At 63.4% G+C, this 19,464-nt stretch carries 15 protein-coding genes and 2 pseudogenes; 9 read left to right on the top strand and 8 right to left on the bottom strand.

Annotated features, from left to right (window positions below):
* Positions 1-11: 11 nt before the first annotated feature.
* A complete protein-coding gene (locus PQI07_RS02780; RefSeq protein WP_274925979.1) occupies positions 12-2,408 on the bottom strand; it encodes a hybrid sensor histidine kinase/response regulator in 2,397 nt (798 codons plus the stop codon).
* Positions 2,409-3,039: 631 nt separating this feature from the next.
* Here PQI07_RS02780 and PQI07_RS02775 point away from each other — a divergent pair.
* Positions 3,040-4,370, top strand: a pseudogene (locus tag PQI07_RS02775) (IS1182 family transposase).
* A gap of 586 nt (positions 4,371-4,956) precedes the next feature.
* Here the strand turns inward: PQI07_RS02775 and PQI07_RS02770 are convergent.
* The 6 genes from PQI07_RS02770 to PQI07_RS02745 all read right to left on the bottom strand — a co-directional run bounded on the left by PQI07_RS02770 (position 4,957) and on the right by PQI07_RS02745 (position 9,113).
* Positions 4,957-5,295 carry a hypothetical protein gene (locus tag PQI07_RS02770; RefSeq protein WP_139239463.1) on the bottom strand — a complete coding sequence of 113 codons (339 nt, stop codon included), beginning with the start codon at positions 5,293-5,295 and terminating at the stop codon, positions 4,957-4,959.
* A 46-nt stretch (positions 5,296-5,341) separates the two neighbouring features.
* Positions 5,342-6,183 (bottom strand): IS5 family transposase gene (locus PQI07_RS02765; RefSeq protein WP_091995063.1). Its coding sequence is split into 2 segments (ribosomal slippage): positions 5,342-5,793 and positions 5,793-6,183, totalling 843 coding nucleotides; the frame shifts between segments, so codons are not numbered across the junction.
* A gap of 48 nt (positions 6,184-6,231) precedes the next feature.
* Positions 6,232-6,858 carry a hypothetical protein gene (locus PQI07_RS02760; protein WP_043387302.1) on the bottom strand — a complete coding sequence of 209 codons (627 nt, stop codon included), beginning with the start codon at positions 6,856-6,858 and terminating at the stop codon, positions 6,232-6,234.
* A 29-nt stretch (positions 6,859-6,887) separates the two neighbouring features.
* Positions 6,888-7,148: a hypothetical protein gene (locus PQI07_RS02755; RefSeq protein ID WP_139239546.1), complete on the bottom strand. Its 261-nt coding sequence runs from the start codon at positions 7,146-7,148 to the stop codon at positions 6,888-6,890.
* A gap of 256 nt (positions 7,149-7,404) precedes the next feature.
* Positions 7,405-7,944, bottom strand: coding sequence for a hypothetical protein (locus PQI07_RS02750; protein ID WP_043387304.1), 540 nt, complete (start codon positions 7,942-7,944; stop codon positions 7,405-7,407).
* Between the two features lie 257 nt (positions 7,945-8,201).
* Positions 8,202-9,113 carry a hypothetical protein gene (locus tag PQI07_RS02745; RefSeq protein WP_043387305.1) on the bottom strand — a complete coding sequence of 304 codons (912 nt, stop codon included), beginning with the start codon at positions 9,111-9,113 and terminating at the stop codon, positions 8,202-8,204.
* 1,632 nt (positions 9,114-10,745) lie between these two features.
* Here PQI07_RS02745 and PQI07_RS02740 point away from each other — a divergent pair.
* The 8 genes and pseudogenes from PQI07_RS02740 to PQI07_RS02710 all read left to right on the top strand — a co-directional run bounded on the left by PQI07_RS02740 (position 10,746) and on the right by PQI07_RS02710 (position 18,038).
* Positions 10,746-10,961, top strand: coding sequence for a helix-turn-helix domain-containing protein (locus PQI07_RS02740; RefSeq protein WP_274925978.1), 216 nt, complete (start codon positions 10,746-10,748; stop codon positions 10,959-10,961).
* Positions 10,962-10,982: 21 nt separating this feature from the next.
* Positions 10,983-11,528, top strand: a complete 546-nt coding sequence (locus PQI07_RS02735; protein ID WP_244538965.1) for a transposase — start codon at positions 10,983-10,985, stop codon at positions 11,526-11,528.
* 48 nt (positions 11,529-11,576) lie between these two features.
* Positions 11,577-11,822: a transposase gene (locus tag PQI07_RS02730; protein WP_244538966.1), complete on the top strand. Its 246-nt coding sequence runs from the start codon at positions 11,577-11,579 to the stop codon at positions 11,820-11,822.
* A gap of 1,218 nt (positions 11,823-13,040) precedes the next feature.
* A complete protein-coding gene (locus PQI07_RS02725; protein ID WP_051976242.1) occupies positions 13,041-14,144 on the top strand; it encodes a cysteine desulfurase family protein in 1,104 nt (367 codons plus the stop codon).
* Positions 14,145-14,858: 714 nt separating this feature from the next.
* Entirely contained in the window at positions 14,859-15,113 is a 255-nt protein-coding gene (locus PQI07_RS02720) for a hypothetical protein (RefSeq protein WP_139239547.1), read from the top strand.
* A gap of 598 nt (positions 15,114-15,711) precedes the next feature.
* Positions 15,712-16,389 (top strand): annotated as a pseudogene (locus tag PQI07_RS37840) (PAS domain-containing protein); the annotation flags it as partial.
* On the top strand, positions 16,322-16,582 hold the full coding sequence (locus PQI07_RS02715; protein ID WP_446720937.1) for an EAL domain-containing protein: 261 nt from the start codon (positions 16,322-16,324) through the stop codon (positions 16,580-16,582). The pseudogene PQI07_RS37840 and the gene PQI07_RS02715, both read left to right, overlap by 68 nt.
* Positions 16,583-16,790: 208 nt before the next feature.
* On the top strand, positions 16,791-18,038 hold the full coding sequence (locus tag PQI07_RS02710) for a methyl-accepting chemotaxis protein (RefSeq protein WP_244538970.1): 1,248 nt from the start codon (positions 16,791-16,793) through the stop codon (positions 18,036-18,038).
* Positions 18,039-18,143: 105 nt separating this feature from the next.
* Here the strand turns inward: PQI07_RS02710 and glcF are convergent, their stop codons facing one another.
* Positions 18,144-19,457, bottom strand: coding sequence for a glycolate oxidase subunit GlcF (glcF, locus tag PQI07_RS02705; RefSeq protein ID WP_043387310.1), 1,314 nt, complete (start codon positions 19,455-19,457; stop codon positions 18,144-18,146).
* Between the last annotated feature and the right edge of the window lie 7 nt (positions 19,458-19,464).

Genomic DNA, 19,464 nt, shown 5'->3' with positions numbered 1-19,464 from the left:
TCGGGGGTCGTTCAAGCAGCTCGGGACCGCGCGGCGGACTCGACGAGACAGCGCTCGATAACCGCGCGGAGATGGGTTCGGTCGAAGGGCTTTCCGACGTGATCGTTCGCGCCCGCCGTAAGGAGCGCGCGAACCTGCTCCGGCAGGACATGCGCCGTCATCGCGATGATTGGCACGGCGCGCACCACACCCTCGAGCTCCCGTATGAGCCGCATCGCCGTGATGCCGTCCATGACCGGCATCTCCACATCCATCAGCACGAGATCGTAAGCCTGCTCCTGCACCCGTTTCACGGCTTCCGAGCCGTCGCAGGCGATGGACACGCGATAGCCCATGGCCTCCAGAACCATCTGGGCGATCTCGCGGTTGATCGCGCCGTCCTCAACGAGGAGCAGATGTGCCTGCCGCGACGCGTCGTCTTCGACCGGCCTGGGCAGAGCCGCGGCAACCGGTCGTTCGGGCGACCGCTCGCCAGTCGGCACACGCGGAAGCACGAGTCTGAACCAGAAGGTCGAGCCGACACCGTCGCGGCTCTCAAGGCCGATGGCCCCGCCCATCGCTTCGATCAGCCCTTTCGATATGGCCAGCCCTAATCCTGTACCGCCGAACCGGCGCGTGGTGCTGCTGTCGGCCTGCACGAAGCGGGTGAAGAGCCGCGCCTGCGCCTCGGCGGGAATACCGATGCCCGTATCGCAGACGGCGACGCGCAGAGCGATGCCATCCGGCGTTGCCGCTTGTTCCAAAGAGACGGTCACAGAGCCCTGCGGCGTGAACTTGACCGCGTTATTGACGAGATTGAGCAGCACCTGTCTCAAGCGGGTCTTGTCGCCGATGAGGAAATGCTCGTCGCCTGCGCCGACGTCCAACCGAAGGTCGAGACCCTGGCGCTCGGCGGTGCCGGCGACGAGGGCGACGGTCTCCTCCATCAGCCCTCGCGGCGAGAACGGGGCAGCTTCGAGTACGACGCCATGGGCTTCGATGCGTGCGTAGTCTAGGATGTCGTTGACGACCGTCGTCAGGACTTCGCAACCGACGCGCATCTGATCGATGCAGCGCATCTGGTGCGGGGTGAGGTTGATTTCATCACGGAGTAGGTCACCGAAGCCCACGATAGCGTTCAGGGGCGTGCGGACCTCATGGCTCATCGTCGCCAGGAAGTCGCCCTTGGCACGCTCGCCGGCTTCGGCTCGCGCTTGCGCCCTCTCGGCGCGATGGCACGCTTCGGCCAGTTCTACAGTCCGCTCTGCGACCCGGCCTTCCAGATCGGTGTTGGCCTGCGCCAGGGCGCGATCACGCTCGCCGAGCCGGGCCAGCAATTTTGTCAGGGCATCCGTCAGTTCGGCGATCTCCCGGTAGCCGTGCGGCTTGGGTAGCTGCGCGTTCGTCGAGGAATGGCCGATGCCGCCAGCGGCGCCCGCCAAGGCGCGAAGCGGCTCGGCCAAGCGCTCGGCCGCCCACCAGCCGAGCAGCGCGAATAGAAGCGTGAAAGCCGCGCCGCCGAGTACCAGTTGATTGACGATGGGATCGGAGATCGCTTTCGCGACCTCGACCGGCTGGCGGACCAGGACTGTCCAGGGCAGCGTCGGCCGGTCAGCCACAGGTCGGGCGCGGCTCGCGCCGGTGAAGTAATCGCCCCCATCGGGCCACGTCCCGCGGGCGCTCGCGAGCTCGGCTCCGGCCGTCAGGGCTGGAAGCGCGGGCAGATCGACATCGATCCGTCGACCGGCCTGATCGCCGGGACCGAGGATCACGGTTCCGTCCCCAGCGAGGATCAGCACCTCGACGCTCGGCTCACGCTTCAGGGCGGTCGCGATGGCCGCTCGGCTCATCTCACGCATCCAACTGACACTGAGATGGCCGCCGACGACGCCGACGACGGCGCCGGAAGGGTCGCGGAAGGGCATCGCCACGTCGACGAACCGCCGCGGCTCGCCGTAGGGCAGCGACGGCAAGCGTTTGGCCAGCAGCTTCGCTTCGTGGATGTCGATGACGGCCAAGGCCTCGATGCCGCGCTGGAACCACGGGCGCGCCGCAACGCTCTCGCCCTCCAGCATGCCGTCGGTGCTGGCGAGGACGATACCGGTCCGGTCCGCGAAACCGATCCAGGCATAGGCGGGAAAGCTCTCGCGCAAGGCGTCGACCCAAGCACGCCGCGCTTCCGGCGTGGTGGCGTTCGTCCGGGCGACCGAGGACAGCACGGCCATGTCGCCGAGCCGCTCGCTGATGTTGGCGTCGATGATCTGGCGCAGATGCTCCGCCAGGTCAGCCGTGTGGGCCTCCGCGCGGATCTGCACCCGCGCCGCGATGAATTGGGAGACGACGATCGTGGCGGCGAAGGTGAGGAGCAGCGCCCCGGCCGCGAAAGTGAGGGCGAGGAGCGTGCGCAACCGCATGATGACGTCCGACACTGAGACGTCCCATCATGGCCCCGAGCGGTTAATTTCGAAGCCCGCTCGGTCCTGACGATTCGGCGAGCGGATCGACGTTCGGCCTTCTCGGTCCAGCGCGACAACTCAGGGATCCAGAGCCGTCTCGCACACGTAAAGCGCTCTATTCGGTCGGCCCATGATTGTCGCAAGAGGCCATATATTCATGTTTTGTTCTGCTTAATGTTCCAGGCCGCCGAAAGGCGGCCTGGAAGGAGATCGAGCGATTCGGATTTTGAGTGCTGCCGTCGTCGTTAAACAAAGGCAAACGCTGCCGTCACCCAAATCTCCACTGTGACGTGCAGCAAAGTCCTGCCAATTTATGTTTCGCAAGTGCTTTTCAAGCCCAACTTTCTTCAGCCCATTTGTGCTCGAGCGCGCGGGTAAAACCAGGCATAATGATGCCGAGATCTCGCGCTGCCGCAAAAATACGTCATCGATCAGACAGTTGGCTGTTTAACCAGGAAAGGGCCGGTTTATCGGGCTGTAGGCGGCTCGCTCGTCCTGGTTCAGAGGTCGGCTCGATCGCGACCCGGACCGGCTCATCTTCATGCTAGGAGCGTGTCCGAGTAACTGTCTCGACGGCGGCACCCAGAGGTGATTCACTCGGCTCATGGCCAGGGTGTTTCGCTCCTGGGACGTCGATCAGGGTTGGCTTCTGCCGCCCTCGCTGCACGAGTTCGTGCCGCCCGGGCACATGTCGCACTTCGTGCGGGACACAGTGCGGGAGGCGCTCGACCTCTCGGCCATTCTCGACACCTACACGGAGGAGCGCGGCTACCCACCCTACCATCCCGGCATGATGGTGGCCCTGCTGCTCTACGGCTACAGCCGCGGTCTGTACTCGTCGCGCCAGCTCGCCCGGGCCTGCGAGGAGCGGGTCGACGTCATGGCCGTCACCGGCCTGAACCGGCCCGACTTCCGCACCATCGCCGAGTTCCGCAAGCGCCACCTCGTGGCCTTGTCGGACCTGTTCGTGCAGGCGCTGCGCCTGTGTCGAGCTGCCGGTCTGGTCGCGTTCGCCCACGTGGCGGTGGACGGCACCAAGCGATCAGCCAACGCCTCCCGCCACAAGGCGATGAGCTACGGACGGATGAAGACGGCCGAGCCGGCCCTGGCCGCCGAGGTGGATGCTTGGCTGGAGCGCGCGAGGCTGACACGGCCGAGGATCAGGCTCATGGCGTGGACCTGCGCGGCGACGAGACGCCGGACTGGATGGCCGACAAGCAGCGGCGGCTGGAAGCGATCCGCGCCGCTAAGGCCGCGCTGGAAGCGGAGGCGGCTGACCCGCCCGATCCGGAGGACGAGAGCGGGCCGGGTGCCTCGTCGGGGATGCGCTGACAGGGCCGGCCACTGCGCGGGGAGGATGGCGGTCCGCCCGACCGGGCGCAGCGCAACTTCACTGACCCGGACAGCCGGATCCAGCCCACGCGTGATGGCTTCGTGCAGGGCTACAACGGCCAGATCGCGGTCGATTCCGCGCATCAGGTGATCGTCGCGCACCGGCTCGTGACCAACCCGGCCGATCACCGCGCGCTCGTGCCGCTTGTGGACGGGGTCCGGGCTCATCTCGGGCGCAAACCGCGGGAGGTCTCGGGCGATGCCGGCTTTGCCAACGAGGCGAACCTCGTCGCGCTAAGAGAGCGGGGCATCACGGGCTACCTCGCTCCGGGCCGGGCGCGTCATGGCGAGGCGGACGCAGCCGGCCGCCGGAGGCTGACCAAGATGCCGTTGATGAGCGCGATGGCCGCCCACCTGAAGCGGGCCGGGCGCCGCAGCCGCTATCGCCTCAGGAAGCAGGTGGTCGAGCCGGTGTTCGGGCAGATCAAGCAGGCCCGAGGCTTCCGACAGTTCCTGATGAGAGGGCTCGATCAGGTCCGGGGCGAATGGGCGCTGATCTGCACCGCCCACAACCTGCTGAAGCTGGCACAGGCCGGCCGCTGAGCCCGCCAAGCCGCAGCCTCTGCTCAGGTCTCGCCGCTCCAACCCAGCCCCAAACCCCGTTACTCAGACGCGCTCTAGCGACAGTCGCAACCACGAAAATAGCGCGGCCGACGCTCTACGTGTTGCGGATGCTGCCGGGTCGCGGTGCTGGTCGGGCAAAGTAGACTTCTCCTGTTAACGCCGGCCTGCGCGCCAGCGATCAGACGGCAACTGCGCTCTTCGACGGGCTGTTGATAGTATCGCGCTTCGGCACCTATATCGAAGAGACCCTGGTTCCGGCCCTTATGCACGTCCATACGGTCGTCCCCGACGACATGCTCGACCCTAAGATAAGCAGTCTTCGCGAGCGCATTGACGTAGCCGGATCGCGGCAGCTCTATCTGCCGGCCTACTGATTCGACTTCAGCCGATTGAAATCACCTTCGCCAAGCCCAGGACTATACTACGTTACGAGTTAGCCGGCACAGTAGGAAACCACTTGGATACCATCAAACGAGGCTTCCGAGGCTTCTCGTCAATAGACTGCCGAAACTGTCTCGCAGCCGCAGGTTACAATGCATGTGACTTGATCCGATCGGTTGCGGTTTCAGGCGACGACGATGGTGCGGAGCATCTGAGGGGCGAATTGTCGGCGCGCCCACCGGACAAGAGCCTTATTGTGCGCTGCCACTCGCACATTTGAGTTCCTCAAGATCTCGGCATCTACAACGACGACTTTAATGTCATTGTCGCCGTATCGCGGTCGCGCCTCCGCCGGAGGCGCCGCAGCCATCGCCAGTTCGAGGCGCTCGCCGACGCTAATTAAATCAGGCGCTTCAAAGATTGATTTCAGTCGATGCGCATAGCCCTGGACGCGCAGCTCCCGCCGAGCCTTGCCAATATCGCTGACATCCGTCAGGTCGAGGTTGACTACCCGGCCCGACACGGAAGCGTTGTCGAGCAGGCCGATCTCTCTCAGAGTCTGTCCGGCATCATGATGTTTTCTGACAGAGCTTTCGGGTCATGAGGCGGATGGAGGCCAAGAGGACGAACGCTCGTCCTTTCCGGCTTTTGCATTCCCAATCTTTTGCGAGACGGCGGCAGCGGTTAAGCCAGCCGATCGTTCGCTCGACGATCCAACGCTTGGGCAGTACGGCGAAGCCTTTAGCCTGATCGGAGCGCCTGACGATCTCGACCGTGAGGGTGCGGCAGACCTTGCGAAGGCCATCTTGGAAGGCCGGTCCCTGATAGCCGCCGTCAGCGAAGAGCTTGAGCAGGAACGGGTAGAGGCCAAACAGCGTGGCCATCACCAGCACGCCGCCATCCCGATCCTGAATGTCGGCGGGATGGACGAGCGCGTGCATCAGCAGGCCCTGCGTGTCGACGAGGATGTGGCGCTTCTTGCCCCTGATCTTCTTGCCCGCATCGTAGCCGGGCGGGTCGATCGAGCGCCCCCCTTTTCCGCGCCCTTCACGCTCTGGCTGTCGATGATGGCCACCGTCGGGCTGGCCTCCCGATCCATTCGTTCCCGGCAGGCGACGTAGAGCGTGTGATGGATCCGCTCCAGCGTGCCGTCATAGTCCCACAGGTCAAAGTAATCGTGCACCGTCGAGCGCGCCGCCAGATCCTTTGGGATCGCCCGCCATTGGCAGCCGGTGCTCAGCACGTACAGCAGGCCGTTCACCACCGCCCGCATGTCGACGCTGCGCTTGCCGCCGCCGCGCTTGGCTGGAGGGATCAGGGGCTCGATCAGCGCCCACTCGTCATCCGTCAGATCGCTCGGATACCGAAGCTCGCTTCGATCGTAGCGGGCCCGGTTCTCGGTCGTCCACATCGGCAGCCTCCACACAGGCCGCCTTAAATCACAAACCCCTCACATCACTCAATATGTCGCCGGACAGACACTCAGATCCGGTATCGGAAATGGTCGGGGCCGGGCTTGCTCGACGAGGAACGCGGCGATGTCTGCCAGCAGGTGGCAGTCAGCTCCCGAGATTACGAGCACGGCACCCGATACCCAGGCCAGGAACGGCTGCAGCAGGAGTTCCGTGAGGTAGGCATGAGTCGCACCGATGCTAGCGCGCTGCAGGCTGCGCGGACTGTCGCCGTCGATCCAAACATGCGGCGCACTGAGATCATCCAGCGTAGCCAAGGACTGCTCGGAATAGCTCCCCAGAAAGTCCACCGCCTTCACGAGCCCGACTGCGTCGTCGTATAACTCGGCCCACGTCTCTCTCGGGAGAGCCATGCCGGGCGCGAAACTGGGATCCTGGCGGAGAAGCGCGGCTTGGCTCTCCTCGATCCCGTCGTCAAAGGTATACCAATCCGGTGCCGTCACGACAGTGCTGCTGAGAGCGGCAAGTGTCGCAGCCCGACGGAAGAGGTGCCGATCCTTTTCGGGCTGTGCGTCGTTGGAACGTGTGTCCGGAATGTGATCCTGCCCCTGTGCGCCGCAAGCGAGCGCATTTGCGTATACGCGGTCGAACTGCCCAGCTAGAACGATATTCATCCCAGTACGCCTCGTGAATCCAAATCGCTTTATTCTGTGTGTGACTGCTCGGCGCACCAGGCGCACCACGCGTGGTGAACCGAGAGCGGTACGACCGGAACCTTGACCCAGACGACGAAGTCGCCAGGCAGGATTGTCTCTTGCAGCTTGATTAAACCGCGCCTCTCGAGCGCCGCGAGCGTCGCAGGCGCGTGGCCCTGATCAGCACCGGTGGCGATCCGCTCGAACGCTTCGATCTGAATTCGCGTACAACCTTTCTCGGCCGCGGGATACCGAGCTTTTGTAGACATGATCTTGCTCCTCACAGGAGGCATACAGATGACTTCAGCACGTCCCTCATCGAAGACGGCAGCGAAGTTTAGCTATGCTGCGGTTTAAGCGATTCGAACAAGCTCTGCTTGCAGCGGCGATCAGTCGTTTATCTGCCGCGGATGTCCTGCTTCGTAGCCAGTTTCCTGCACACCGTTCGTCGGCTGGCTGAGACCGCAGCCGCGACGATGATTCTCGCAAGCCTGCTCTGCGGCATCGGGCCTCTCGGCCGATGCGCTACAGATGGTCAAGGAAGGCGACGAGCAGCGCACGAACGGCATCGCGCGTGACCTCTGGATAGGCGAGCGGCGTTTCGTCGTGAAACGAAAGAGGCGCAGTTGCGACCTCGTCCAATTCCACATGGGTCCGCACGGCTTGGATCTGCGCACACCCATAATAGGCGACAAAGGCAGGCGGCCAGAGCCAGTCGACGGTCGCGATCCGGGGCGGACGGCGACTGCAGTAGAAGCGGATGCCCGGTGTGGCGAATGGCGCCAAACGGTCGAGATCGTCGTCGCGGACGACAGAGACGTGCCATCCGCGCTGCATTACCTTATCGGCAACCTCGCGCATCGCAGGTTCGATCACCGTGCGCGTCAGGACATCGAAGCGTGCGGCCTCTGATGCCAGCGCGGCAGACAGGCTAGGATCGGTGTCCGCGACGTAGTCCAGAAAGCGCTGTTGTCGCGCTCGTGCGGCGGTGCGCCCGGCCATCAGGACCTCTTCAAACGGCCAAGCGTCTTCGTGAGCGTCGTGCTCATCTTTGGATTTGGTCATGATTTCGATGTCCTTTAGGGTTTTAGTTTTGAACGACAGGCTTTAATCGCATTGATGAGCTCTATTTCCCTTGAAGTGTCTCTCGTCGGCTTGATCGGTCGCACAATCACTGACGGGCCACGTCGACTTGCGGAAAATATAAATCACTTCCGCCGAGCTATTTGGCCAAGCGGCGTTGATCTCGCGAAGGTCTGCGGTGTTCCACGCCGCTTCCGGTCGTCGGCGCGCCGATCTTGGCCCAACTGCGCCGCACGCCATCAGCCCAAGCTCCGTGCGCTCGAGAGCACGATAATGTGCATCTTCGGTTTGGACGGCTTTCGGTTCACCCATTTGAAGGGATCGATCTCGACGGCGTCGAGGTCGACGGTGTCGATGGTCCGGACGCGGGCCGACGTGAGCGTGATGTCGGCCGGCGCCTCACGGATGCGCGAGCTGTTCCTGCGGGCTTCTTCCAAGGCCGCTCTCAGCAAAATCCCGACGTTGACCGTTCGACTCTCCGAGAGGCGGCTCAGCCGGTGCTGATATGTTCGAATCGCGGAGTCCTCTAACATCGCGTTGAGATCGTTGTAGTCGCCCGGCTCGAGGTTGGCGATGACGCCGGACGTCTTGCTATCAGATGATTTCATTTTGCGAAGGTCGGGGATGCCGTATGGCAAGGCGATGCCATTGGCGATCACGCAGTTCAGTAATTCGACGAGGACCTGCCGGTCGCAGTCCGCCAATACGAGCGTCGCGCCGGTTTGCCATGCATGTAGGACGTTGAACAAGATGCCCTCGACATGATGAATTAGATTCGCCTCGTGCGGATCACCGGGGGCGCGCAGGCGCATCATCTCCGCCGTCGCGTCAGAAAAGGCCTCTGCTGCCACCGAAATCTTCGCCAGGCGCAGCGCGTCGTCTTCGAGCTCCGCTCGAAGGATCGAGTCGTAGAGCCGACCGTCTTCGCCACGATGGGAGACGATGGTCTCGCCGGGCGGCGAACGATCCAGATGGCGTACGAGGGCGGAACTCAGAGCCACCGCCATCGCGGAGCGATGAAAAAACGACCTGTACGCATCGAACGCATCCGCGTGCGGCGAACCCGCGCGCGTCAGCGGCGGACGGAAGCGGTCCGGCTTCCCTCCGAGTAAATAAGCCCGGTCGAGATGGCCGGCGAACATGAGATTCATTGGGGGCTCACAGCGAATGTCGAAGGTTGTTGACAGACTTAAGTAAGTAACGCAATCGATGTTGCGCACATTCATCTAGAAAGTTCAGATTTAGACAGCACGACTAATGTCTAAAGCTCGAATGTCCGGCCGAACGACGGCGTTCATTCGCTCGACGATTTATCTGCGTGGATATCGCAGGAGATATGCACCGAACAGGCGATGACGAGAGCCGTTGCGGTGGCACCGTCCTCAGCAGCGAGATCGTCGCCAGGCGCCTGGAGACAGAGGCAGCTCCCGCACTTCGCTCTTTGCGCGCTCCTTGGCGGAGCTTCGCGCAATCCGGCCGTTGGCGCTCGGCCTCTAGGAAGCCTCTATATCGCCGAGAGACGCCACTTTGAGGCCCTCACCCTGCTTTCGCTCCGATGGCAGATGAAAGAGTACGGTGTTCTCGCCAGTCGCCACACCGGTCGTGTCGCCCCGACTGCACTCCTGGGCCGCCGGCCCTGGCTCTCGGATAAGATCGTCACTCATGGGGTTCTCGTCGGAGTTTGGAACTGCTCCCGACTTAAATTCTGCGGTGAATAAAGCGATTCACGCAAACCCGGGCGTAAAGACCGAAATATTTTCTTTTTTCCCGAGAGATGCTTTGGTGTGCGGTCGACGTTGCGACCTGCACCATCTGAACTCGGCTCGTTCCGCGCTTTCAGGAGACGAACATCGATCCTCACCCACAAAGATGTGCTCGGGGCGGCGCTCAATTGGGTTAATGGCCGGACCTGCGCCGTCCGCGTTTGACGGGTAGCCGATCAACTTCATGAGAGTCGGGGCGACGCGGGTTCCCGGCTCCAACGCAAGGTTGCGAGGCCCGGAAACCCGGCCGAGGTCCTGGCGCAGGTTCGGCTGTTCAGCCAGCATCCTGCGCCCACCCGGCTTTGCCGGGTTGGTCGTCGAAGCGGACTGAGCGGCTGGATTGGTCCAGGTCGGTGACGGTACGGCGCGACCCGCGCCGGATCGGCCTCCAAAACGGTCGGATTACGCGCACCCTCTAGGCGACGGTCTCTACATACGTCGCTCGCTCCGGTGATCTGGTCCTTTATTGGGTTGTGCGAAGCGGGTGGTCCTAGAGATGCACAGCCTTTGATCGCACGCCATGTGGATCGGGCCGCGGAGGAGTTAAACCACATCGCGATCTCCTTCATGGTAGATGCAAAGAACAACTCAGCTTTAGACCTAAGTCAATGACGATACGCCGTTCATACGTGGTGGCAGGCTCGAACTGGACATTCTTTTATCTTGAGATTTACTCGGAAACTCCTCAGAAATGACCTAGATCTGGCGAGAACTGGCGAAGATGATGCAAGAAGGGCTCAAGAAACGACAACGCCCAGTTTCGCCGGACTTATGGCCACTAGACTGGGCCGATTTGACGCAGCAGCACGTGGACTAGCGGTGCCGCGCCGGAGGCGGAAGCGAGCAATCCCGCCGAACTAAGCTGAGGTCACGGGATTGAGCGAGAGGAGGGCTCAACGGTTCTTCGACACTCGAGGTTGATGATCCCATAAATGGTTTAGCAGAGGACCGTCGCCTTTAGGCGAAGGGGGAATGCGGCTCGGCGATTGCTCCTGAGAACAGATCGGGTACGATCTGCCTGTGGCGTTGAGATCGTACAAAGACCGGCTCCGGCCCAATCGCGCGCAGGCCGCGGCGCTCGACGCCATGCTGCGGGACTTCTGCAGCCTGTACAACGCTGGGCTTCAGCAGCGCATTGAGGCGTTCCGCCGTCGACGTGTCAGCCTGGGCTACGCGCCGCAGGCAAACGAACTCAAGGCCTGCCGCACCGCCGATCCCGAAGGTCTCGGACGCTGATCGTTCACCGCCCTCCAGCAGGTGCTGCGACGGCCCCACCAGGCCTACGCCGCCTTCTTCAAGCGCGGGCACGGGTTCCCGCGCTTTCGCGCCGCCGCCCGCTACCACGCCGCCACGTTCCGCTCCGGTGACGGGCTGACCCTGAGGAAGGATCGCCACCTCGGCGTGGTCGGCGTGCCGGGCGGGATCAAAGCCGTGTGGCATCGGGACCTGCCCGAAGACGCGACGCTTGCCACCGCGATCCTCACGCGCCAGCAGGGCAAGTGGTACGTGGTGTTCTCGGTCGAGGCCGCCTTCGCCGAGACCTGCGCGACCGGAACCGTGTGTATCGATCTCGGGCTGAACAGCCTCGTCGCGACCAGTGATGGGGAGACCATCTCGGTTCCCCGCTACGCCCGCCAAGCCCACAAGGCCCAGCGCAGGCGACAGCGCCAACTCGCCCGATGCAAGATCGGGTCGAAACGTCGACTGAAGGCCAAGGCCCGCCTCGCGGCAGCATCGGCGAAGATCGCGCGCCAGCGCCGCGATCACTTGCACAAGCTTTTGCGAGCCCTGGTGTCGCGGTAACATGGCGTTGCATTCGAGGATCTCAATCTCACCGGGCTCAAGAAAGGTATGCTGGCCCGGTCCGTTCATGATGCCGCGTGGAGCACGCTCGTCCAGTTCGTCCGGTTCAAGGCTGCAAGCGCCGGAGCCGAGGTCGTCCTGGTCGATCCGCGCGGCACATCGCAGACGTGCCCGTCATGCGGCGCGATCGGGCCGAAGGCGCTCAAGGAACGCCAGCACCGCTGCACCTGTGGCTGTGTCTTGGATCGTGACGTTGCTGCGGCCAAGATCGTGCATCGGCGGGCCTTCGGATAAGGCCGGGACATCCTGCCTTCAGGACTTAAGCGGGCGGGTTGCCGCGGAGCTGTCCTGAGAAGCCGCCTGCTTCAGCAGGCGGGGTTGTCACTTGGTGCCGGCTAGTTCGAACATCGGTGTCGCGCTCGATCGCGGTTCAGTGCGCAATCCGAATCGTCAAAACTACAGCGCGCGTGCTTCTGTCATGCCTGGAGCGGCACAACTGCCGGAACAGCCAAAAGGCAGAGACGTTCTTGGCCCACGCACCACCTTTTCAAGGAGCGTGCAGGGAGATGACCATGCCAAGCAAGTTTTTCATTTTAAGCATCCTAGTTGGTTGCGCGCTCGGAATAAGTTTTGACGCCATCGCTCAAAATACAATTGGTTCTTCATCAAATTCTACATCGACACCGAGTGGCTCATCCGCGAATTCGACGGGCGCGAGTGCGAATACCTCAGATAAATCCGGCTCCGGCGACGAAGGAAAAGATAGATTGAGCCCTGGAAAGCCGAATACCAACCCGAGTCAGCCCGGGTGGACTTCCGGTAGTCAGCCAGATAGCAGAAAAGATTAAGGCCGCTTCTCACCACGAGGACGGACACCTTTCGTATTTGGGAACTAGCGAATGGTGTGGTCTGTCCGGCATGACGTCCGGAGCTCTGATGACCGGCACCCGGCAACGGCAATCCCGTTACGGGGTGCTCTTCGCCTCTCGAGAACCCGGACTACGCGTGTGTTTGTGTGCGGGGCCTGCGCGACCTGCGAACGGTGCTTGGACTCTCAAGTCTCCAGTTCTGCGTGTCCGGGAGCGCCTCGCGCTCTGAACCAGCGGCCGCCGAAGCGCGCTCTGCGCACGACACCGCGATGCGACTAGAGCCGCGTCCCGTTCGGTCGCGATCGGATCTCGCTCTCAGGCCATGTCGTGACGCGCACGCATGCACCGAACTGGTCTCTACTTCGGCGGCGAGCGGTGTAGGGCCGCCAGGAGCGAGAATGGCGCGATGCGGTCCGAACTTGGTCGAGTTGGCGGCTCCACTGCTCAGCGAACCGCAGTTGAGCCCCGCCTCAATGCATCGTGACCAGGAAAGCTGGAACGTTGCACCGCCTCGAATCGCATGCTTGAAGCTGTGCTACCGCCTTCCGATAGGGCCGACGCAACGATCCTGGAAGCCCCTTCCCGTAGGAAGGGAAAGCTTCCGGTGATAGGTAGCGATTTTTCGAGCCGCTCAGAAAGCCAGATGCCTGACCTCGTCCAGGGTGCCCCCTCTGCCGTCCTCGAGCAGGGCGTGTTTCTGGACCATCATGCTACGACCCCGCTGGACGGTCGCGTGTTGGAAGCCATGCTGCCCTACTATGGCGCGCAGTTCGGCAACCCTCACTCCATAGGATACGCGCGTGCGGAAATGTCCCGCGTTGCGGTCGAGAAGGCGCGCTGGCAGGTGGCGCAGTTGATCGGAGCAGAGCCGGAGGACATCATCTTCACCGCGGGTGCGACAGAGGCCTGCAACCTGGCACTGCGCGGATTGTTCGAGCCGCGGGAGAAGGCCGCGAAGGGCAGGCCTGTCCCCCGCCTTCTGTACAGCGCAATTGAGCACAGCTGCGTGCGGGAAACGGCCCATGCGCTTCAGGCGGAGGGGGTCAAGGCTCTCGAACTCCCAGTCGACGCGGACGGTTTGATCGACCTCGATGTGGTCGAGGATAGGCTTGCCTGCGGTGCGATCGTCACCTCGGTGATGGCGGCGAACAACGAGGTCGGGACACTGCAGCCTCTCTCGGATCTGGCCGCGCTCTGTCACCTTCATGGCTGTTTTTTCCACACGGATGCGGCTCAAGCTGTCGGCAAGGTGCCGCTCGACGTCCGGGCGACCGGTATCGATCTGCTCAGCCTATCCGGCCACAAGCTGTACGGTCCGCAGGGCATAGGCGCCCTCTACTGCAGCGCGGGCGCTCGCAGGCGCCTCAGACCTGTCATTTTCGGGGGCGGACAGGAGCGCGGCCTACGGCCGGGGACGTTGCCGCTCGCGCTCTGCGTTGGGCTCGGTGAAGCCTGCCGCATCGCGGCCCAGGAGATGGCCGCCGAGGCCCGACGACTGGGCCATCTGCGCGATGCCCTGTTGAAACGTTTACGCCACGCGATACCCGAACTGACCGTCAATGGTACCCTCGACCAGCGTCTGCCCGGAAACCTGAATGTCAGCCTTCCCGGCGTCGAGGCCGACGCACTCGTGTTGGCGCTCGGCGACGTGGCCATCTCGACGGGGTCGGCCTGCGCGTCGGGCGCTCTCGCGCCTTCGCATGTGCTCAGGTGCGCTCTCGTCGATCTTCGAGAGAACGTCCTTTAAGATGCGGTCCGCGAGGACGTCGGCATCAGCGCCCTGCGTCGCCACCGTCTTTTGTGCTTGCTCGATACGCTTCAGCGTGTCGCGCAGATGGCTGTATTTGAACACCGTCGTGATCGCGATTGTCGCGCGCTTCGAGCGGGCGTCGTACGCATTCTTGATGAGTTCATAGAGCGCTGTCGCGTCCGAGCTGATCAGCTCGGCGCCGAGTTCGAGTATCGTCCGCGCGGCGACCCTAAATGCCACAGCCGACCGCCATCGTTGCGAAGTGCTCGAGGGGCTGGGCTAGATGGCGCCGGGTCGGCGGTCTCGAGACGCGCGGTGGCGCGGCGCGCGATCGACTGTCCAGCCGCGCGGCGAAGGCAGAGAGATCAAGGACGGTCCGCGCCATGAGCGTTGTCCGTTGGGGTTGTGAGCGTCCTACGCCGGCACGGCAGACGGCGTCGGCTGGTGGGCGTACACAATCAGAGGTTACAAGGGAGTAAGCGAGGTGGCGCGGGAGCCTGCAACCTTTGATATGTGTGGCTCTAGGCGGTTTGGGGACGTTGCCCGTCGACGGCCGCATGCGGCGCGGAGCTGATGCGGCCGGCGCGCTGCCGATCTCATCGCCGTTCGTGTTCCGAAGCCGAATGGCTGCGTATTACGGACGAGGCTGAGGAGCACGATGGCCTGACCATAAGGCTGCTCCGTCCTGCATCAGGTGAGGCAACGCCGGCAGTGCTGTTCCTGACGCGCCGGCTCCCGGCCGCGGGATTGCGAGCGAGCCGCACTGGGCGTACCGGCTACAAAGAGGATCGAGATGTTTCACGTGCGGCGTTCCGCTCCAAGATCCGCCTGTCGCTTGACGGACAGGTCGCGAACGTCGGCACCAATGCCGCCGACGTATCGCTCAGGTTCTACACGAGCCCCGCGATCTCGGCTTTCAAATTGCGGCAGTTCTTTCCGGATTGGGATCTATTCGAGGCTCGCTGATTAGGTTGAGGCGGCGGATGTCGCAGAATTGTGACGCCCGTATCGGCGTCGGTCCTCAATCATGCTAGGCGGACCGCTGGTCCGAAGCGCCATTCCTGCGAGGCGGCGCCGAAAGAGTCTACTTCTGGAAAATGGTGCCGGTAATCTGAAAGACACCTCCGCCCGGCGCGTGCCATAGCCCAGCGCGGTCACAGACTGGGTCACACGCGCGCCCTGAGCGATCCCTCGGGGTTTTTGATCCTGCGCATAACGTGATTGATCAAAGGCGCCGCGCTGGTGAGCTGGGATTGTGCGGCTTCACAGATCCCTAGTGTAGCAGAATGGTCGAGTACCTCGTTCAACCCCTCATTGAGCGCCGTCCTGCGACGTCTGGTGAAGATCTATCTCGGAAGCCTGAGCTCTCACCACTGCGAGTTCCGGCTTTCGCGGCGATCAATGTCTTGCTCGTGGTCACTTATGCTGCGATGAAGGCTGAAGATACTCGGCAAATACGCCGATTTACGGTAGACGCATAATGATTTCGTAATATTTCTCTGTAAGCGTGAAGCCGTCAGAGGACTGAGGGGCCCTACGTTCGAGAAGGGCTACGCGATGCGTTATGATACGCACACGGGAGAAAGCCGCAGTGGCTTGCCTTGACAAGGAGGTGGCCTGTCGTAGCGCGATCCCGCACGAACGGGATGCCGGCGGATCCGGCGTGCGATTCACTTACCTCCACCACTTCGCGACCAAACTCGTCCATGCGCTGGTCGTGGGCGTGCGACTGATTGCTGGCGGTCGCTTTGGCTCCGCAGTGATTGCCTACGGCCCTGAAGTAACATTGCGACGCCGCCGGTCGGCAGCCGGTCGCGAACTTCCGGATTGCAGCGGCAGTGGGCTCCTCACTCAAGACGCCGAGTTCGAGGACGGGTCTGTCAACGCGCACCCGGCATCGAGAACGCCATATGGCCGGTTCAGGGCCGAACTGTGCGAGCGCGAAGCTTCAGGAACAAGTCTCGCGCCTTTCGGAGAAGGCAGTGACATAGCCGGTCCCGCGCCGATGGACCGGCCGCCGGTCCACGGGAGTACCGCATTCGTGCATGCGGTTCTGGAGAACATGGACCAGGGCATACTTATGCTGTGTCCGAACAATCGGGTTCTTTTACAGAACCGCCGCGCCCGCGAGCTGCTGGGTCCTTCCCCCGACGAGCTGCGGGACGGGGAGCCGTTTGACGAGATTCGCTGGCCGCAATTTCACCGCGACGATCGTTCGGGCAATCGTGAGCATCGGAGGGCAGTTGGGCACCTCCATCACGGCCGAAGGCGTGGAGACCGAGGAACAGCTCGTCCGCGTGCGGCAGGAACGCTGCACCGAGGTTCAGGGCTTTCTGTACGGTCAGCCACTGCCAGCGGCCTCGGCATTGAACTTCATTCAGAGCCACACGCCATTTGCGGCCGAAGCAGCCTCGGGGTTCTTCACCGCGGCATGATGACAAAGGTGTCCCACAATGCTCGCTTCTCGGATCTAGCCTTCATGACGGCAACGTAGGGCTTAGGAAAACAGATTAGATCGACGTATTTCCGATGAAACGCAAACGATGCGTATATTTATTAAGAAATTCGGCCAACTATAAGGCGATGCTCCATGGGGAAATAAACATGTTTAGAAGACGCTCCACGAGTGATGAGTTGTTGGATGTGCTTGGCCGCCATGCGGGCATCGGCCTTTGGGATGCCATTCTTCACGACGGCGATCCGATGCACCCCAAGAGCCGCTGGACCTGGTCCGAAGAGTTTCGTCGTCTCGTCGGATTTGCCGCGAAGAGTGATTTCCCCGACGTCGTACATTCATGGTCCGATCGGTTGCACCCGGACGATGCCGCCAGAGTCTTCGAGGCGTTCGGCGCGGCGCTGACCAATATCGAGAACAAGGGCGCGTACGACATCAACTACCGGCTGAAACTTCGCAATGGTGACTATCGCTGGTTCCGCGCCACCGGTGGAGTCGTGCATAATGCGACTGGCAAGGCCGTCCGCGCTTGCGGGTCTCTCGTCGATATCCACGTGGCGATCGAAGCCGCGGCGTCAAGCCAGTCCCGGACGCAACACATCGATCACTTGGTTGCCGCGTTCGACCGAGACGCCTCGGGTGTCCTCGCCGGCTTATCCGCTGCGGCGACGGCGATGGATGCCATCGCTCGAGCTATGGCGGTGGTGGCCGACCGGACGAACCGCCGGTCGATCGAGGTCGCCGGTGCAGCCGAGCAAACTTCGGGCAACGTCGAGACCGTCGCTGCCGCGACGGAGGAGCTGACCGCGAGCGTGGCGGAACTGTCCGCCAGGGCCGCGCGATCGGAGGAAATGGCGCGCGAGGCGTCGGAGAAGGCCACGCAGACCGACGCTCGGGTCCAGACGCTTTCGAAGGCCGCGGACAGGATCGGCGCTGTGGTCGGGATGATCAACGCTCTAGCGGCCCAAACCAATCTCCTGGCCCTGAACGCCACCATCGAGGCGGCTCGGGCCGGGGAGGCTGGCCGGGGCTTTGCGATCGTTGCTGCAGAGGTGAAGGGCCTCGCGGCTCAGACCACGCGGGCTACCGAGGAGATCGCGATACAAGTCGATGAGATCCGGCAAGCGACCCATTCGACCGTAGGTGGGATCGCCGAGATCGGGGAGGCGATCATGACCCTCAGCGATATGGCCTCGAGCATCAGGCGCGCGATGCAGGAACAGGGAGCAGCGACAGGCGAGATCGCGCGCAGTGTCTGCGAGGCGGCCGACGGCTCTAAGACGGTGTCGCAGAATATTTTCGATGTGCGACACGGAGCCAATGAGACGGAACGGGCGGCGGAGGACGTCCTGAACGCCTCCCGAGACGTGCTGGAGCGCTCTAGCCAACTGGGCACATCGATCTCGGATTTTCTGCGTTCCGTCAAAGCAGCCTGAGGAGGCTTGGACGCGCGTGGAGGTGCGTCCCCGGGAAGCGCAGGCGCTGTGAAGTCGCGTCTCCTGTGCGCCCCGGAACGCCGGGGGCACAGAAGAACGGTTTCCTCAAAGATCCCTGCGATCCAGAACTCGCGGCTTCGGACCGCCGGTCGCCCAGTCGAGCAGCTCCACCGTGTGGACGATCGGGATGCCGGTGCCCTTCCCGATCTGGGTGGCGCAGCCGATATTGCCGGTGGCGATCACGTCGGGGCGCACGCGCTCGATATTGGCGACCTTGCGGGCGCGCAGCTTCGCGGCGAGCTCCGGCTGCAGGATGTTGTAGGTCCCCGCCGAGCCGCAGCAGATATGCCCCTCCGGCACGTCCTTCACGGTGAAGCCGGCGCGCTTGAGCAGGGCCTTGGGCTCCGTCCGGATGCCCTGTCCATGCTGCATCGAGCAGGCCGAGTGGTAGGCCACCACGAGGTCGCTCGCGTCCGTGGTTGTCTTCAGGTCGAGCTGTGCCACGTACTCGGTGACGTCCTTGGCGAGCGCGGAGACCCGCCGCGCCTTCTCGGCATAGGCCGGGTCGTCGCGGAACATGAAGCCGTAATCCTTGATCGTCGTGCCGCAGCCGGACGCCGTCACCAAGATCGCGTCGAGGCCCTTGGCAATCTCGGCATCCCAGGCGTCGATCGTCTGCTTGGCGTGGGCGTGGGCCGAATGCTCCTTGCCCATGTGGTGGGTCAGCGCCCCGCAGCAGCCCTCGTTGGCGTGCACCACCTCGATCCCGTGGCGGTTGAGCAGCCGGATCGCCGCCGCGTTGAAGTCCGGCCGCAGCACACTCTGGGCGCAGCCGCGCAGCAGCGCGACGCGCTTGGCGGCCTGTCCGTTCGCCGGCGCGAACCGGCCCGGCCGGTTCGTCGGCTCACGGGGCGGCATCTCGGCCGGAGCGAGGTCGAGCATGGCGGCGAGGCGGTTGCCCACGCGCGGCAGGCGGCCGACCAGCCCGCGGAACGGCACGCCGAGCTTGGCGGCGACCAGCGCGAGGCGGAAGCGGTTCGGGTAGGGCAGGACCTGGGCAAGCAGGGCGCGCAGAAACCGGTCGCCCGTCGGCCGCGCGTAGGTCTTCTCGATATGCGCGCGGGCATGATCGACGAGGTGCATGTAATGCACCCCCGACGGGCAGGTGGTCATGCAGGACAGGCAGGAGAGGCAGCGGTCGACATGCTTGACCACCTCCTGCGAGGCCGGCTTGCCGCCCTCCAGCATGTCCTTGATCAGATAGATCCGCCCGCGCGGGGAATCGAGCTCGTCGCCGAGCAGCAGGTAGGTCGGGCAGGTCGCCGTGCAGAAGCCGCAATGCACGCAGGTCCGCAGGATTTTCTCCGAGGCCGCCATGGCGGGGTCGGCGAGCTGAGCGGGGGCGAAGTTGGTCTGCACGGGTCAC

It is taken from the genome of Methylobacterium sp. 092160098-2 (genome assembly GCF_028920805.1).
GTDB classification, from domain to species: domain Bacteria; phylum Pseudomonadota; class Alphaproteobacteria; order Rhizobiales; family Beijerinckiaceae; genus Methylobacterium; species Methylobacterium fujisawaense.
Note: the sequence above shows the minus strand (reverse complement) of the source record. Positions and strands in the feature narration are given on the sequence as shown.